The organism is Sphingobacterium sp. UGAL515B_05 (genome assembly GCF_033097525.1).
In the GTDB taxonomy this organism is placed as follows: domain Bacteria; phylum Bacteroidota; class Bacteroidia; order Sphingobacteriales; family Sphingobacteriaceae; genus Sphingobacterium.
Map to the genome: position 1 here is coordinate 2,324,757 of NZ_CP109907.1, position 15,856 is coordinate 2,340,612.

Below are 15,856 nucleotides of genomic sequence, written 5' to 3' on the forward strand. Positions count from 1 at the left end.
CCTGTATGTTATGTTGTAAAAATACAAATAATATCTATTTTTTTTTAACTTGCATATATGGATGGAATCGACTATAGCTTGTTTAGCGGCTTTCGCCTATTGGACGTTATTGATATCATATTGGTAGCGATTATTATCTACTATATCTATAGTTTGATTAGAGGGACCATTGCTGTTAATATCCTGATTGGTGTAGCACTATTTTATGGTGTTTATATAGTCGTTAAGCAGATGCACATGCGCTTGCTGACCGAGATATTCGGCGGTTTTATATCTGTAGGCTCCATCGCCCTGATTGTCGTTTTCCAACAGGAAATCAGACGGTTCTTACTGCACGTTGGGAAGAACATATCCATGAAAAGGAAAAAAGTTTTTTGGTCGTTTATCGGGAATAAGAAAGCTATACAAAAGGATTTGACGGAAGACTTAAAACCGGTTATTGAAGCCTGTAGAAGCATGTCGCGTACACGGACAGGCGCTTTATTGGTTTTTTCAAAATATTTTGATGAGGAGTATTATCAGAGCAGTGGGGAGTATATCGATGCCCATATTTCGAAGCGCCTGATTGAAAGTATCTTTCATAAAAATAGTCCTTTGCATGATGGTGCAGTCGTTATTGTTGATTTTAAGATTATGACCGCATCTTGTGTGCTACCATTGTCGGATAGTGAGGATTTGCCGTTGCAGTTCGGACTGCGCCATCGTGCTGCTATTGGGGTAACGGAAATCTCGGATGCGATTGCTGTGATAGTTTCTGAAGAAACTGGCGAGATATCTTTTGCGAAGGACGGAAACGTCAATATGAACGTTTCACCAGAGGAACTAGAACAATTGCTAAAAGATGAGCTATAAAAAAAGCCGAGTTATAAAATAAGCCTTAAATAACGATTCCCCAGAAAGTATCTAACCTTCTGGGGAATTTATTAGTTATAAATACCTATTTCTTTGCAGCGTTGATAACTTGCGTATTTAATTTGATGTATTCACCATTTTTATCTGCTGTGGCAACTTCAAGACCTTTTGTTGCAGTCTCTATTGCACCTTTTTTATCTCCAGCTTTTAATTGTGCTTTTGCTTTCCAATAAAGGACGTGGGCAGCTTTAGGTTGCGCTTTGGCAGCTTCGTCAAACCAGTTTAGCGCTTTATTTAGATCCAAGTTATTACTGAAGTAGTATTGGGCTGCGGCAAAATAAGGTTTTTTCTCGCCCTTCATGGCCTCGTCGATGGAAGCTAATATTTTAGCCTGTTGATTGACTTTGAGATCAACTTTTACTGACGTTTTTTCCCAAGCTAAATTCAATACGGCACCGGTAGGTGTAACATTGTCAAAGGAGATGGTAAAAGTCTCCACTGGATTTGCTAAGGTCTGCGGTTTAACATTGAAACGTAAGGCATCTTCGGTTTGTTTATAGGTATAGGCGCCCCACTGTTTTGTGTTTTTACTGATGATGATGGTCCATTCCGATTTGTTCGGGATCGTGAAAAGCGCATAAGTTCCGGCGGAAAGCTTATGTCCATTCAACTCAACGTCACCTTCAAAGGTTAAGGTTGTATTTGTATTTGCACCTGTGCGCCATACTTCGCTGTAAGGAACAAGATCACCAAAAATCTTACGACCGTTCATGCTAGGTCTGCTGTAATTAAGGGTTACGTTTTCAATACCTAATCCTTGAGTAACTGTCTGTGAGCTACTTGCTGCAGGTAGTTTTAACTGCGCAAAAGATTCGTTGGCCGTAAACATCATTGTTGCGGCAATGGCAATTGCAAAAAGATTCTTTTTCATCTGTATCATTGTTTGTTTTCTGTTGTATGCTTAATCCTGTGGTTCAATATGCTGTTGATAAGCATTTGATCATGCTTTCCATTTCTCCTGTTGAAAAAACAGAAAATCTGATTATAGTATGGCTGTAATATTTAATGGCTCTTACAGCATCTATCTCCTAAAAATAGGAAGAATTTTAAGAAAAAAAGGCATCTATTTTTAGATGCCTTTTTTTCTTAAAATATGTCTCGTCCTGAAATATCGATACACAAAAAGAATCGTTATGGAAGAAGGAACAAATTATGTAAAGCGGACTCAGCGTGATTACACTTTAACATTGAAGCTGAATGTCGTTAAAGAGATTGAATCGGGGAAATTGACACTCTCCCAAGCTCAAAAACAGTATGGCATCCAGGGAGATAGCACTATTCGCAAATGGTTAAAAAAATATGGTAACTTTGATTGGGAGAATCAAATACCATCCAATATGGCAAAGTCACCAGAACAGCGCATTTTAGAACTGGAAGCCAAAGTCAGACTGCTGGAGAAGCAAAAGGCTCAACTTGAGCATCAGAATCACATCGCTGATTCCAAAGCGATCATCTTTGACATGATGATCGATATTGCAGAAAAAGAATATAAAATCGACGTAAGAAAAAACTTGAAACCCGCGCAATCAATCGTTTCCGGCAAGAAAAACAAGAAAGCCTAAGTTTTACTTGTGGATTGTTCGGGTTAGACAGGCAGGTGTATTATCGAAGGATCAAACGTATAGCCAGGAGCCAGGGTATAGCCGGGAAAATTGTGGACTTAGTTCATGAAATACGCACTACCCAGCCAAGAATAGGCACACGGAAACTTTACCATATATTGGCAAGGGAGCTACAGGCATTAAAAGTGGGCAGAGACAAATTCTTTGATATTTTACGCGCCAACCATTTGTTAATTACACCTAAAAGAAGCTATCATACGACCACTATGTCACATCATAGATTTAGAAAATATCCGAATATTATTAAAGAAGTGACTGTTTGCCGTCCCAATCAGGTTTGGGTAAGTGATATCACTTACATAGGGAAGCGAGAAAGCCCCTGTTACCTGAGTTTGGTTACAGATGCCTATTCGAAAAAAATTGTTGGCTTTGAGGTCTCGCGGACCATGTGCACACCGCATGTTGTAAAAGCACTAAAAATGGCACAAAAACAAAGAAAAACAAACGAGCCGTTAATCCATCATTCCGACAGAGGGGTACAATATTGTGCAGAAGAATACCAATATTACCTAAACAAGTATCAGCTCAGGTGCAGTATGACAGAAAACTCTGATCCTTATGAAAATGCCATCGCTGAACGAATCAATGGTATACTCAAACAAGAGTTCATGATTGATACCTATCATTTAGATCTACATTTGATGAAGCAGATCGTAGCTGAAGCAATCGATATCTATAATAATGACAGACCACATTGGTCTAATCATATGCTAACTCCAAATCAGATGCACATGAAATCAAACATGAACTTCAGAACTTATAAAACAAAAAACAGTAGCAACCTATCGGCTACTACTGTTTAAATTATTTATTTTTAATCACTGAAAACCTGTATCGATTTTTCAGGACTAGTCAATATAAGATGGATTTATATTAATTCGTTTTTCCAACTTTATGACCTGCTATTGAGAAATACATAATGTATAGATAGCCCGGAACCATTGCATATAGGAATGCATGTTGAAAATCAATATGCAAATGATCTTTCAAAAGCCCGTAGATCAAAGGCCATATCGCTCCACCAGCAATCCCCATAATCATGATTGCTGATCCTGTTTTTGTGAATTTTCCCAGACCTTTAATTCCTAGCGGGAAGATCGCTGGCCACATGAGGGAGTTAGCGATGCCTAACAAGGCTACGAATATAAATGATGTTGTGCCGGTTGTGAAAACAGAAATAACGGTGAACGTGATGCCAATGATGGTGCAAATGCGTAGGGCCATTTGTTGTGATACAAATCTTGGAATAGAAATGATACCAATAATATAACCGATCAACATACAAGCGAGTGTAAATGCTGTTGCATAGGTTGTAAAGAAAGGATCAACTTTCAGTTCACGTGCATAGACGCCAATGATGTCTCCGGCCATAACTTCGACGGCCACACAGAAGAAAATTGCCAAAGCCCCCAAGAACAAATGTGGATATTGAAATATCGATGTTTTCTTTGCTGCCACAGTTCCGCTTTCTGCGCTGGTTTCTTCTTCTGCATCCACATCGACCTCAGGCAGGTGTGTGAACTTTAAGAATATTGCGAAGGCAACGAATATAATTGCAAGCGAGATATAGGGAGTGTGTACGCGTTGAAGAAGATCATCTAAGATCGCATTCTTTTGGACAAGATCCGTTGTTGCTTCTAATTTTGCTGTTACCTTTTGAGCATCTTTTAAAAAGAGTGTTCCAAAAAGGATAGGTACAATGATACCAGCCGATTTATTGAAAAATCCAGCTATTGAAATACGTTGCGCAGCGCTATCAATGGGACCAATAATACTTAAGTAAGGGTTAACGGCTGTTTGTAATAATGCCATTCCTGAACCTTGGATGAAGATTCCCGTTAAAAATAGGCCGTAGCTTCTATTATCTGCCGCAGGAATAAAGATCAAAGATCCTAAACCTAATATAATAAGACTGACAACTAAACCATTTTGGAAACCAATTTTTTTAATGATGACTGAGCTTGGAAGTGCTAGGAAAAAATAAGCAATATAGGAAGCAAAGGTTACGAAGAAAGCTTGCAAATCTGTTTCGAGGTTACAAGCGATTTTTAAGAATGGAATTAAGGTTCCGTTTGCCCAGGTAATAAAACCGAGGATAAAAAATAAACCACAGCAGATGGCCATAGGGCGAAAAGCTGTTTTACCAACGTTAGGATTAGTGGTCATGTTTTGTTTTATTATATTTAGTTAAGTTATCGTTCGAGGATTGGTAAATCAGTAGGAATAAGGAATGAACAAACGATTGCGCTTCATAATTACTGATTTTTAAAGTATCCATCCTACAAGACTACTTAAATTTCTTGAATATTGGAAATAAATAAAGGCATATTTTTAGGGGATTTTGATAATTAATTGACAAAAAAAAGGAGGATAAATTGTGAAATTTATCCTCCTTTGCTTATAAATATTGTCGAATTGTAATTGGAACGTGGTGATAAATCGAGTTAGCAAGAGTGGTATAGTTATCGTTATTTTGGAACGATAGCTACTGTAAGTCTTGAGATACAATTTAATTTGTTGAAGCGATCGTACATTTTTATTTCCCAAATATGTGTGGATCGACCAATGTGTAGGGGACTACATTTTGCTGTAATTACTCCACTGCTGACCGGGCGTATGTGATTGGCATTTACTTCAAGTCCAACTCCGCGGTATTTTTCTGGATCAACCACGAGGTTGGATGCGATACTTCCCAAGGACTCCGCCAGAACGACAGAAGCACCGCCATGTAAAATACCATGTGGCTGTTTGACTTTATCCGTTACCGGCATGGTCGCCGTGATGGAGTTGTCATTTATTTCTGTTGCTTGAATCTCCAGCAGACCTGATAAGTATTTGTTGAAAAATACGTTTATTTCCTCAATGCTGTAATGCTGAAACCAAATTTTTGACATCGTCTGAGTTTAGATAACGTTCTTGGATAATAATGCGATGATGATTGAGGTGGCCAGCAATGACATACAAGAGCGCCTTTACACTTGTTAGCCGTTCAGATGCCATCCCTTTACGTTCCAATTCAACCTCATTAAAACTATTGAAAAGCATCATGTTCGCTTTGCGGAGAAAAGTAAATTCTTTACTCAGGCTTTCTAAAGTGCGATCGTTGTAACGGGAATACTGAATGAGGTAATCCTGGTCGTATCCAGCGAGCTCTTTAAGGTCGTTACGTGAAAAACGCAATGCCCGATAAGCCATGATACGCTCATTATCGATGACGTGGCCAACAACTTCTTTGATTGTCCACTTATCTTCGGCGTATTTAAAATTACCTCTTTCCTCTGGTATCGTGTCCAGAAATGCTGGAAAGGAGAGCGTTTGTTCTTCTAGTGCATCAAACACGTTATCGACGACAGTCTCAATATAAGGCGCGTAGACTGCTGGATATTCGTCAGATTTGAGTGGCTTCATATTTTAAATTGCTTTTTAAGATTATTCGAAATGTTGTTCCTTTACCTACTTCAGATTCTTTTACAAAAATTTGCCCCTGGTGGTACCGCACCATTCTTTTTGTCAGACTAAGGCCAAGCCCCCAACCTCTTTTCCGTGTTGTGAACCCCGGCTGGAAAACAGATTCAAAATTAGATCTCGGAATTCCCTTGCCCGTATCACTAATGTCTATAAAAATTTCTTCTTTCGCAATATTTTCTGAAATATTAACAGTTATCTTTCCTTCTGTGCCAATGGCGTTTACTCCGTTTTTCAATAAATTTTCGATAATCCAATCAAAGAGTGGAATATTGAGTTGTGCTTCAAGATGGCTGTCACCTTTTAATTCGAAAGCAATTTTATTGCTGGTTCGTATGCGGAAATAATCCATGTAATTTTTGATGACATCATACAGGTTATGGTTAGTCAGCACGGGAGTAGATCCTATTTTCGAAAAGCGGTCAGCGACGATTTCAAGTCGCTTAATGTCATTTTCCATTTCATTTAGGGTATCATCTTCTTCGGCATCAAATTTTATGCGAATCAATTCTAACCAGCCCATCAACGACGAAATAGGGGTGCCTAATTGGTGTGCCGCTTCTTTGGTGAGCCCAACCCAAACGAGATTTTGTTCAGATTTCCGGATAGAATTGAAAACTGTATAAGCAATAATGAGAAAGAGTGCAATCAGCGATAGTTGTACATAAGGAAACACCCTTAATTGTTGTAAAAACCAAGAATCCTTATAATAGACATGCCATTTTTGACCATTTTCCAATTCCAATGTAATCGGAGGATGGCTTTTCTTCATAAACGCAAGCTGTTTTTGGAAATAGGCCGGGTCATAATCGAGATGTTTTGTAACACTGTCGTTGTGTCCGGGTTTAATATTTGTCTTTGTGGAATCGAGATTACGCCAGAAGATAATGTCTTCCTTATCGTCTGTAATAATAGCTGGTAAATTGAGGCTGTCTCTTACGGCGTAGATAAACGTTATGAATTCATCATCAACGTCGGGCATGGTCATGATATTTTTGGTGCTCATGGCCCATACTTCAGCCTTTGAACGCTCGGCATGCGCAAGATTTCGAACCAGATAATTGGTATAGACCAAAGAGGCGACAGCAATGATAGCTGCAAAAATAAGTAAGATAAATTTCCAGCGCTGCTGGCTAATCTGATAGGGTTTCATGATTCCGTATTCGTGTCCTTCATTTGCAAATTACTGAATAAATGTCTGTTTTCTGCACTTTTATTTCATTGAAGAAGTTAACGTACCATCCAAATCAAAAATTTTGTGGTAATTTTGCGGCATGAGTTCAGAAAGAAAAGTAAGAGTGCGTTTTGCACCGAGCCCTACAGGTGGTCTTCACCTAGGTGGGGTACGTACAGCTTTGTTTAATTTTCTCTATGCGCGTCAGCATCAGGGAGATTTTATTTTACGTGTCGAGGATACGGACCAAACTCGTTTTGTCCCAGGTGCTGAGGAATATATCAACGAATGTTTAGCATGGTGTGGTTTGACCCCAGATGAAAGCCCGTTAAAAGGAGGCGAATATGGACCTTACCGTCAAAGTGAGCGAAAACCATCTTACCGGAAATATGCTGAGCAGTTGATCGAGAATGGTTATGCTTATTATGCTTTCGACACAGCAGAGGAGCTGGATGAGCAGCGTAAGTTGCAGCCTAATTTTCGCTATAGCCACGAGAACAGACTTCAATTACGTAATTCATTGAGTTTGTCTGCCGCTGAAACTCAACAATTATTGGATGCGGGTACTCCGCACACCATCCGTATAAAGATTCCGACAGATGAAACGGTATCATTCACGGATATGATCCGTGGAAAGGTTGCTTTTGATACAAACCTTGTCGATGATAAGGTATTGCTTAAGGCAGATGGCATGCCAACTTATCACCTCGCTGTTGTTGTAGATGATAAGGCCATGGAAATATCGCATGTATTCCGTGGTGAAGAGTGGTTGCCTTCGGCACCTATCCACATCTTATTGTGGGAATACCTCGGCTGGGGGGATAGCATGCCAGGCTGGGCACACCTTCCATTGATCCTTAAACCAGATGGAAACGGTAAACTAAGCAAGCGTGACGGAGATCGTTTGGGTTTCCCTGTTTATGCGATGAACTGGACTGATGCTAAATCTGGCGATACAACAAAAGGGTTCCGTGAGATGGGTTTCTTGCCCGAGGCTTTTGTTAATATGCTCGGCGTGTTAGGCTGGAATGATGGTACCGAACAGGAACTTTTCTCCTTAGATGAATTGATTCAGAAATTTAGTGTTGACCGTATCAGTAAAGCCGGTGCGAAATTTGATTTTGAAAAAGCAAAATGGTTCAACCATGAATGGATTAAACGCTCGTCGACAGAATCCTTGTTGCCAAAGATCAAAACAGTATTGGAACATCATCAAGTAGATGCCGACGAAGCTTACGTGAGCAGGGTATTGGATGCTGTGAAAGAACGTTTAACTTTTGTTGAAGACTTTTGGAGTCAGGCGTCGTTCTTCTTTTTGCAACCTGCGGAATATGATTTGAATGCTGTGAAGCCTAAGTGGTCTGCTGAAAAAACAGCATTTTTTGAGGGTATAAACCAATCATTCGAAGGATTTGATACGTGGAAAGCTGCTGAATTGGAGCCTTTCTTCAAAGATGCGATTCAGGCATCGGGAATGAAAATGGGCGAGCTGATGATGCCATTCCGGATTATGTTGGTAGGCGGTAAATTCGGACCAGATGTTTTTCAGATCGTTGAATTACTCGGTAAAAACGAGGTAATAGCACGTGTGAAAAAAGCACTTAAAGAATTTGATGCTTAAATAGATTAAGTACAAAATAAAAAAAGGAGCTTGTGCATGTATTTGCACACAGCTCCTTTGTTTTTAAAGCCTTGTTTGATTGATCCATGGGGGGGCAACAGCGTATCCATGGGTTTACTATGTTGGCTTTATTACGAAGTTTTATTTGCAATGGCTTCAATGAATGCCTTGCATTCGTTTATTGGCATGCGAGCATCTTCAGTTCGGGTTTAACAATTTTAATGGATACGACATCATGGTGGTTATGCGACCGTTTAGCTGTTCTTTTTACAAATATGGTATACGTAGACGCATGAATAGTGTTTTAGCTGGGCCGAATAAGAAAATTAATCCGGTTATCAATATTCCCAGAATTCCTAAATAGGTAAATATCTCCATGTTACTGATTAGTGACGCTTGTTGACTTAGTGTTCCCGAAATACTTTTGCTTGCAATACGGCTTGCGATCTGATCGCCAAATATTCCGGTATATTTCTCCATTAATGCATTCCAATAGTTTATTGTCAGTGGGTTACTTGTATTTAGCGTTCGTTCGAGCTGAATATAATGTTTTTGATTGAGTGTATAGCTGGCATTTTGGATAAGTGCAAATCCGACATTGGTACTCCAAAACCGAACGGTTGTACCCATGAGGCCTGCATTGCCAACATGATGGGATTCTACACCTGTCAAAATATAAATAACTAGCGGAGTAAAAAGCCAGCCCTGCCCGATTCCTTGAATAAATAAGGGAACGCCGATTGCCAAAATTGTGGTATCGGGATAAAATGTGGGTACAAATAGGAAACATGAAGTGGCCAATATCAAAAAGCCAAAACCAAAGATATATTTAGGGGATACATCGCGCAGGAGTAAAAAGCCTGAACTGCCAACACCCAGTATAGTGCCAAAGACATTGATGTACTGTACATCAATAATATAATGCCAAGGCCACTTCCATACGGTAGCCATCACTGTGTATACATTATTGAGACTGCTGCGAATAATATAAAAGAGAAAAAATAGGATGACACCAAAGATTACATTTTTGTATCTGAAGATCTCAAAATGAAAAAGCGGTCTTTTGACCATCCGCTGTTTGATGATAAAAAGCGCTCCGAAGATAAGGAAAAGTGCGAAGTTGATGGTGATCGTGGAGCATTCAAACCAATAGTATTTGCGGCCATAAATTAATACGTAGGCCCCACAGCTCAATGATGTCAATAAAAATAGACAGCTGGCCAGATCCAGTTGATAGAGTGGAAACTTTTTACCCAAGCGATTATTGTTAAGTAACAGCAGGGCTATTGCAATTACGATCAAATGCCAATAGAGCACGACATGGATCATATCTTCCCATCCATAATCCATGATGCTTTCTTTGAGTAATGATGTTGTCAAAGTTGATCCGGTAAGCATAAACGTATATAGGAAAAAATAAGCAATCGTCCGGCTTTTGGTATGCTTAATCTGCATTATAAGCAGCGGAAGAAAGCATGCACCTTCCAGTACACAGAAAATGCCTTCGATCACCCGGAGAATACCGATCAGAAAAGGATCTCTTGTGAGTGAAATGCCTAGTAAAATCAGAATTGAGCTGCTACAGGTTAGGAGAATATATGTCCTTACCCTAAAAAATGAAAATAGACGTTGAAATATAAGTAGAGTAACGACAATGGCACCATACATCAAGGATAGAAAATACTGAATATCTTCGGCTTCGATGTCCAGTGTAGAAGCGGTAAATGCGGTATTGGAATGGAAGAGCGACATTAGCATGAGATGTGGGAACATCGCTACTACCATAAGTGGAAGTTTTATCCATTCAGGAACCCAGCTGTAATATAAAGATTTGTTTGTGCTCATGGGCGATTAGGATTGATTGGCGGCATGGATAACGACATTCATGCCGGCACGTAATTTCTTTAGATCCTGATTTGGATCAAATACAATTTTAATGGGAATCCGTTGCTCAATTTTTACGAAATTTCCGGTTGCATTGTCTTGTGGTATCACGGCAAATTTGGACCCTGATGCAGGAGAAAATGACTGGATCTTTCCTTTAAAACGGAGTTTGGGAAAAGCATCCACCTGTATTGTAACACTGTTGCCTTCTGCAAGATTTTCGAGTTGAGTTTCCCTAAAGTTAGCGTTGATCCATTTCTCTTCACTAATGACATTGGCAAGTGTCTGGCCTTCCTTTACATATTGTCCTGCTTGGATGGTTCGTTTTCCAACGAAGCCATCATAAGGTGCGGTAACTATGGTGTAAGAAAGAAAAAGCTGTGCATTTGTTTTTGCGGCCTTTTTAATATTGATATTGGCTCTTGCCGGTAGTTCGCTTGCTTTTTCTTTATTGGTGTTTAGTTGGGCCGAATTATATTCTTCGGTTATGGTATGCAATTGTGCCAATGCTATATCATATGCTGCTTTGGCATTATCGTACTGTTGTTTGGTTGCTGCTTCTGCTTCAAATAAATTCTTGAATCGATTGTAATCCTGTTGGGTCTGCCATACACTTACTTTTGCAGCTTCTAATCTTGCCTTTTGAACCGACATGCTATTGGCTGTCGCACGGGCTGTTTTGCTGATTACCTCGGCATTGCTCTGGCTATTTTGGAGTTCGGCATTCGCCATATCGACTTTCGTTTGATACTCACTGGCATCTATAATTAATAAGGTGTCGCCCCGATGTACATATTGATTTTCTTCAAATCGCACCTCCTTGATAAAACCAGAGACCCTACTGGCAACTGGTGTCAAGTATTGATCGATTTGCGCGTCATTTGTTGTTACATATTGATTGGTAAATAGGAGGTGTCTGACTAAGACACCAATACCTGTCAATAACAATAGGCTCGCAAATATGACGAGCACTTTATTAAATCCTTTTGTTTTGTCTTTATTATCTACTTTATTCATTATTGTTTTGATTGCGCGATTTCAATAGTCTGTTTTGTGTGCTTAAAGTGTATCAACAGAAGTTCAGCATCTATTTTTAGCATTATGAAACTTGCCATTCTGTTTTTTACTTAATCATATGTAGTAGGAGACTTTTAAAAATTAAATTAAAGTCTGCTGTACCAGTATCGGTTCGCCTTATGATGTACGCGAAACAGCAATTTTTCTGCTTTTGAATTTTGTTTAAAGTGGGTTGCCCGGAATACCGATCACTTCTCTGAGTGCCTGATAATATGGGCATACAAAGATACCTTCGGATAGAGTTGTTTTGTTTTGTATAGTCGGACGGATATCTGTTCATTTGCGCCATATTGTATAAAAAGTGTAATTTTAGATTATGGAGGAAGAAAAACTCGCAGCGATTGACGCTGATCAATATGATTTTTTTGTTGACCACATGTATGTCGATCGTATCGATTCTCGTGAGTACAAACACAAAAAGGCGCGGCTGCTCTATGCTGACGGTGGTATTATTCATGTTTTTACGACAACAAAGCACTGGTATTTGCCCGCAAGGTTTTATATGTGGATTCCAGCAAATACAACCTATCATTTGGAGAGCTCGAGCTCACGTATTCCATTGTACAGTTTTTATCTTAAGGAGAGGCAGGATATGCCGGTTGTACTTTCAAGGCCAAATATATTTTTAAGCAACGATTTGATGCGTGAGATGTTTTTGTTTGCACAAGATTGGACTGGAGGGATCAGCAAGGCGATTGATTATCCGAAGTATTGTTTATTGCGGGCCATGATCGCCATTATACCAGATATGAGTCCACCAATAGACGCTTTTCCGATGCAACATCCTTACCCTAAAAGCGAAAAACTTAAGAGCGTAGCGAGATATCTGAACAGCAATATTGATCAAGCATTTACCATTGAGCAGGTTGCCGTGCATTTTGGTATGAGCAGTCGTTCCCTGTCCAGACTTTTCAAAGAAGATATGGGAATCAGCTATATCCGTTTTTTAAGAGCTATACGCATTGCGAAAGCCTTGGAGCTGATGTCCGAGAATAGATACTCCATTCTCGAAATAGCGATGCGGGTAGGATACAATGAGCTCTCCTCTTTTAGCAATATTTTTACACGTGTAACCGGTATTCGACCGTCAATATATATGGCGAAGATCAACGGATATAAACAATAATCTTGTAGGCTAGGCCAAAAGTTCTTGAAGATCTTCTTGCGATAACGATTTGATAAAGCTTTCTTCTGTTGTGATCAGGCTCTGAGCGATCGATTTCTTTTTATTCTGTAAAGCCAATATCTTTTCTTCCACGGTATCTTTACTGATAAATTTATAGATAAAGACATTACGTGTTTGGCCGATGCGGTGTGAACGGTCTACAGCCTGTTGTTCCACAGCAGGATTCCACCATGGATCCAGAATGAAGACATAGTCTGCTTCAATCAGATTGAGTCCCACCCCACCTGCTTTTATCGATATAAGGAATAACTTGGTGTCGTTGTTTTTACGAAATTGGCTGACGGCTTCATCCCGATTCTTTGTGCCGCCATCCAGGTAGGCATAATTTGTTCCTTTATGATCGAAATACTGACGGAAAATATTCAGCTGTTTTACGAACTGGGAGAAAATCAGCACTTTGTTGCCTCTTCGCATGACCATCTCGAGTGTTTCAATGACGGCTTCGAACTTACCGGAATCACCCGAGAATTTTTCATCGACCATTCTGGGGTGATTAGCCAATTGCCGAAGTTTGGTCAAACCCTGTAACAGCGCAATTTGTGTAGATTTAGGCTTGTTGTCCAATTGTCCGTCAAGAATGGCATTGCGGTATTCCGATTTGACCTTTTCGTACAGTTCGGATTGTTTTTCAGTCATTTCACAGTAAAGCACCTGTTCGGTTTTAGGTGGTAATTCTGTTGCCACCTGATCTTTTGTTCGCCGCAATATAAATGGTTTGACAATCGCTTGTAGGCGTTGTGCTTTTTCTTCGTCTTTTTTCTTTTCTATAGGCTGCACAAACTCCTTCTGAAAATAGGTGTAGCTGCCTAGTAGCCCCGGATTGGTGAAGTGCATCTGTGCCCAAAGATCCGAGACTGAATTTTCAACCGGAGTTCCACTCAAAGCCAGCTTATTTTTACTTTTTAGGCTTTTGATGGCTTTGAACGATTTAGATGTCGGGTTTTTGATATTTTGGCTCTCATCGAGGATAATATAATTAAAATAAAAGCTACTCAAGGTATCCTCGTCGATACGGGCAATCCCGTAGGTGGTGATTACCAGATCATATTTGGCGAAAAGCGAGGCGTCCTTAATGCGGTTATTACCGGTATGAAGATGAATATTAAGCTGTGGTGCAAATTGCTGCGCTTCTTTTTGCCAGTTGTATACCAGAGATGTGGGCAAGACCAACAGTGACGTACGGACATCCCGTTCATCTTGGAGTTGCTCTTTTTGCTGTTGCAATAGTGCTAGCGTCTGAATGGTTTTACCCAAACCCATATCATCAGCAAGGCAGCCTCCAAATTTATATTGCTTTAAGAAATTAAACCAATTGTATCCGGCCTTTTGGTAAGGACGGAGATTTCCTTTGAAATATTTTGGTTCGGGAATATCAGCGATCTCTTCAAAGTTAGCTAGATTCTGTAGTTTTCGATTAAACACCAGTTTAGTATGTTCGCTAATTTCAAAAAGTAAGCCAATATGTACCTTACTTAGTTTGAGTTCATGCCTATCTGCTGAAAATTGGAAAAGATGGTTGTACTGCGCAAACCACTCTTCGGGAATCATAGCAATTTCTCCATTTGGCAAGGTAAATTCCTTAATGTTATTCAGGATATGGTTGCGCAGCTGGATAAATGGAATCTCATAAGGGCCAAATTTTGCGATAGCGCTGATATCAAACCAATCATTGTCTTCATCAATGGAGATATCCAGAGAGGTGTGTCCTATAAAGAAACGTTTTTCTTCACTATTTTGTACAATTTGGAATCCAAGTCTTTCAAGTTGTTCTTGATGATTATTAATCCAGTCAAAGACTGAAAGCCGTTTCCCGGCATGGATATGTGGTGTTAACAAACCCAGTTGCAGGTCAACGTCCTGCAGTCCTAGTTTTTTTAAGCTTTCATGTTGTTGTTCTTCCCATTGTACAGACCGTTTGACGCGGTGGAATATATACTGATCATCTTTCTCATTATATTCCATACGAACTGTAACTTTATTTTCGGCACCTGCAGTAAAAGTATGTGGACCGTACTTGAATTGCAGTTGCAATTGCGACGCTCCATCTTCAACATAAATTAAATGGAGAAGTGGAATTGCTTGGTGCTGATGGGTTTGAATCTCGAATCCTTCCGCATAGACATGGTAGCGTTCAATCAGGCTACATACAAAGGTCTCGAAATATTTTTTTTCAGTGCTTCTACCGACAGAAATGTAACGTTTATTTAGGAAAGGACTTAGCTTTTTGCCCTCAAGTGCCTGATCGAAATAGTACAGGGTATTGTTTAAAAGTAACCATGCTTGTACATTGGTCAAGACAATGGCATTTTTGAACATAAACTCCAGACGCTGATTGTCGTATTTGATGGTCGGGAAATAACGTGTTTCTTCTTCGTTCCGTCGAAAGTGAAATAGGATTGATGCAGCAGAGCTGGCTAATTTAATTTCTTGATCTGCCGGATAACCATCTTTGCTCATCATGAAAAGCGGCTTATCTCCAACAGCTTCAAAAAATTGGATCATTTTTTCATCAATCTTAGGGCGCAGAAGTTCATAAAGCTTTTTATCGAAAACTTTGGAAAAGAAATCGACAGGTCTAATTGCTTTTTTGTAATATTTTTTGATGAGATGCGTTTGTTCGATTTCATCGAGCAATCGAATCAGTTTATAATCTACTTCATCCAATTCGGCAGCGTAAGCATCGACAGTATTGCTAAATATACGTTGATAGCGTAGTGAGTAAGTTCCATTGGGATTGAGTTTGACCATGTGTGGCTCAATGAGATAGCCGAGATAGGGGTGCTCACATATAGAATAAACGATTTTATATACTGGAAATGACTTTGACTGTTGCATTAAAAATAGCGGACCTTATAAATAAAGGTATCTAATATACAATAAAATATACCATTAATCGCAATTTGTGCGTTGAAAAT

General features: G+C 39.6%; 13 protein-coding genes. 5 read left to right on the plus strand and 8 right to left on the minus strand.

Annotation, left to right across the window (positions count from 1 at the left end):
- Window positions 1-57 precede the first annotated feature (57 nt).
- Complete coding sequence (gene cdaA / locus OK025_RS09425) at window positions 58-852, plus strand: diadenylate cyclase CdaA (RefSeq protein ID WP_046672648.1); 795 nt, start codon at window positions 58-60, stop codon at window positions 850-852.
- An 85-nt stretch (window positions 853-937) separates the two neighbouring features.
- Here the strand turns inward: cdaA and OK025_RS09430 are convergent, their stop codons facing one another.
- Complete coding sequence (locus OK025_RS09430; RefSeq protein ID WP_317669251.1) at window positions 938-1,783, minus strand: DUF2911 domain-containing protein; 846 nt, start codon at window positions 1,781-1,783, stop codon at window positions 938-940.
- Between the two features lie 262 nt (window positions 1,784-2,045).
- On the opposite strand from OK025_RS09430, the gene OK025_RS09435 reads away from it, so the two are divergent.
- On the plus strand, window positions 2,046-2,474 hold the full coding sequence (locus OK025_RS09435; RefSeq protein ID WP_317664289.1) for a helix-turn-helix domain-containing protein: 429 nt from the start codon (window positions 2,046-2,048) through the stop codon (window positions 2,472-2,474).
- 14 nt (window positions 2,475-2,488) lie between these two features.
- The gene (locus OK025_RS09440) at window positions 2,489-3,337 is read left to right on the plus strand and encodes an IS3 family transposase (protein WP_317664290.1); all 849 of its coding nucleotides are present in this window, start codon (window positions 2,489-2,491) and stop codon (window positions 3,335-3,337) included.
- Between the two features lie 70 nt (window positions 3,338-3,407).
- Here OK025_RS09440 and OK025_RS09445 read toward each other — a convergent pair whose 3' ends face one another.
- The 4 genes from OK025_RS09445 to OK025_RS09460 form a co-directional block, all read right to left on the minus strand.
- Window positions 3,408-4,700 carry a sugar MFS transporter gene (locus OK025_RS09445; protein WP_317669252.1) on the minus strand — a complete coding sequence of 431 codons (1,293 nt, stop codon included), beginning with the start codon at window positions 4,698-4,700 and terminating at the stop codon, window positions 3,408-3,410.
- Between the two features lie 302 nt (window positions 4,701-5,002).
- Entirely contained in the window at window positions 5,003-5,428 is a 426-nt protein-coding gene (locus OK025_RS09450) for a hotdog fold thioesterase (protein ID WP_317669253.1), read from the minus strand.
- On the minus strand, window positions 5,394-5,942 hold the full coding sequence (locus tag OK025_RS09455) for a DinB family protein (protein ID WP_317669254.1): 549 nt from the start codon (window positions 5,940-5,942) through the stop codon (window positions 5,394-5,396). Before OK025_RS09455 ends, OK025_RS09450 begins: the two co-directional genes overlap by 35 nt.
- Window positions 5,923-7,152, minus strand: a complete 1,230-nt coding sequence (locus OK025_RS09460) for a HAMP domain-containing sensor histidine kinase (RefSeq protein ID WP_317669255.1) — start codon at window positions 7,150-7,152, stop codon at window positions 5,923-5,925. Before OK025_RS09460 ends, OK025_RS09455 begins: the two co-directional genes overlap by 20 nt.
- 121 nt (window positions 7,153-7,273) lie before the next feature.
- Here OK025_RS09460 and gltX point away from each other — a divergent pair, with 121 nt between their 5' ends.
- Entirely contained in the window at window positions 7,274-8,794 is a 1,521-nt protein-coding gene (gltX, locus tag OK025_RS09465; RefSeq protein WP_317669256.1) for a glutamate--tRNA ligase, read from the plus strand.
- Between the two features lie 267 nt (window positions 8,795-9,061).
- On the opposite strand, the gene OK025_RS09470 is transcribed toward gltX, so the two are convergent.
- Together OK025_RS09470 and OK025_RS09475 are read right to left on the minus strand one after the other, a co-directional pair.
- On the minus strand, window positions 9,062-10,639 hold the full coding sequence (locus OK025_RS09470) for an MFS transporter (RefSeq protein WP_317669257.1): 1,578 nt from the start codon (window positions 10,637-10,639) through the stop codon (window positions 9,062-9,064).
- A 6-nt stretch (window positions 10,640-10,645) separates the two neighbouring features.
- Window positions 10,646-11,695, minus strand: coding sequence for an HlyD family secretion protein (locus tag OK025_RS09475; protein WP_317669258.1), 1,050 nt, complete (start codon window positions 11,693-11,695; stop codon window positions 10,646-10,648).
- Window positions 11,696-12,071: 376 nt separating this feature from the next.
- On the opposite strand from OK025_RS09475, the gene OK025_RS09480 reads away from it, so the two are divergent.
- Window positions 12,072-12,881, plus strand: a complete 810-nt coding sequence (locus tag OK025_RS09480; protein WP_317669259.1) for an AraC family transcriptional regulator — start codon at window positions 12,072-12,074, stop codon at window positions 12,879-12,881.
- Between the two features lie 9 nt (window positions 12,882-12,890).
- Here the strand turns inward: OK025_RS09480 and OK025_RS09485 are convergent, their stop codons facing one another.
- Window positions 12,891-15,776 carry a DEAD/DEAH box helicase gene (locus tag OK025_RS09485; RefSeq protein WP_317669260.1) on the minus strand — a complete coding sequence of 962 codons (2,886 nt, stop codon included), beginning with the start codon at window positions 15,774-15,776 and terminating at the stop codon, window positions 12,891-12,893.
- Window positions 15,777-15,856 lie beyond the last annotated feature (80 nt).

Coding starts and splice junctions, on each gene's coding strand:
- OK025_RS09480 (WP_317669259.1), top strand. CDS start 12,072: ATGGAGGAAGAAAAACTCGCAGCGATTGACGCTGATCAATATGATTTT.
- OK025_RS09430 (WP_317669251.1), bottom strand. CDS start 1,783: ATGAAAAAGAATCTTTTTGCAATTGCCATTGCCGCAACAATGATGTTT.
- OK025_RS09445 (WP_317669252.1), bottom strand. CDS start 4,700: ATGACCACTAATCCTAACGTTGGTAAAACAGCTTTTCGCCCTATGGCC.
- OK025_RS09485 (WP_317669260.1), bottom strand. CDS start 15,776: ATGCAACAGTCAAAGTCATTTCCAGTATATAAAATCGTTTATTCTATA.
- OK025_RS09470 (WP_317669257.1), bottom strand. CDS start 10,639: ATGAGCACAAACAAATCTTTATATTACAGCTGGGTTCCTGAATGGATA.
- OK025_RS09435 (WP_317664289.1), top strand. CDS start 2,046: ATGGAAGAAGGAACAAATTATGTAAAGCGGACTCAGCGTGATTACACT.
- cdaA (WP_046672648.1), top strand. CDS start 58: ATGGATGGAATCGACTATAGCTTGTTTAGCGGCTTTCGCCTATTGGAC.
- gltX (WP_317669256.1), top strand. CDS start 7,274: ATGAGTTCAGAAAGAAAAGTAAGAGTGCGTTTTGCACCGAGCCCTACA.
- OK025_RS09475 (WP_317669258.1), bottom strand. CDS start 11,695: ATGAATAAAGTAGATAATAAAGACAAAACAAAAGGATTTAATAAAGTG.
- OK025_RS09455 (WP_317669254.1), bottom strand. CDS start 5,942: ATGAAGCCACTCAAATCTGACGAATATCCAGCAGTCTACGCGCCTTAT.
- OK025_RS09460 (WP_317669255.1), bottom strand. CDS start 7,152: ATGAAACCCTATCAGATTAGCCAGCAGCGCTGGAAATTTATCTTACTT.
- OK025_RS09450 (WP_317669253.1), bottom strand. CDS start 5,428: ATGTCAAAAATTTGGTTTCAGCATTACAGCATTGAGGAAATAAACGTA.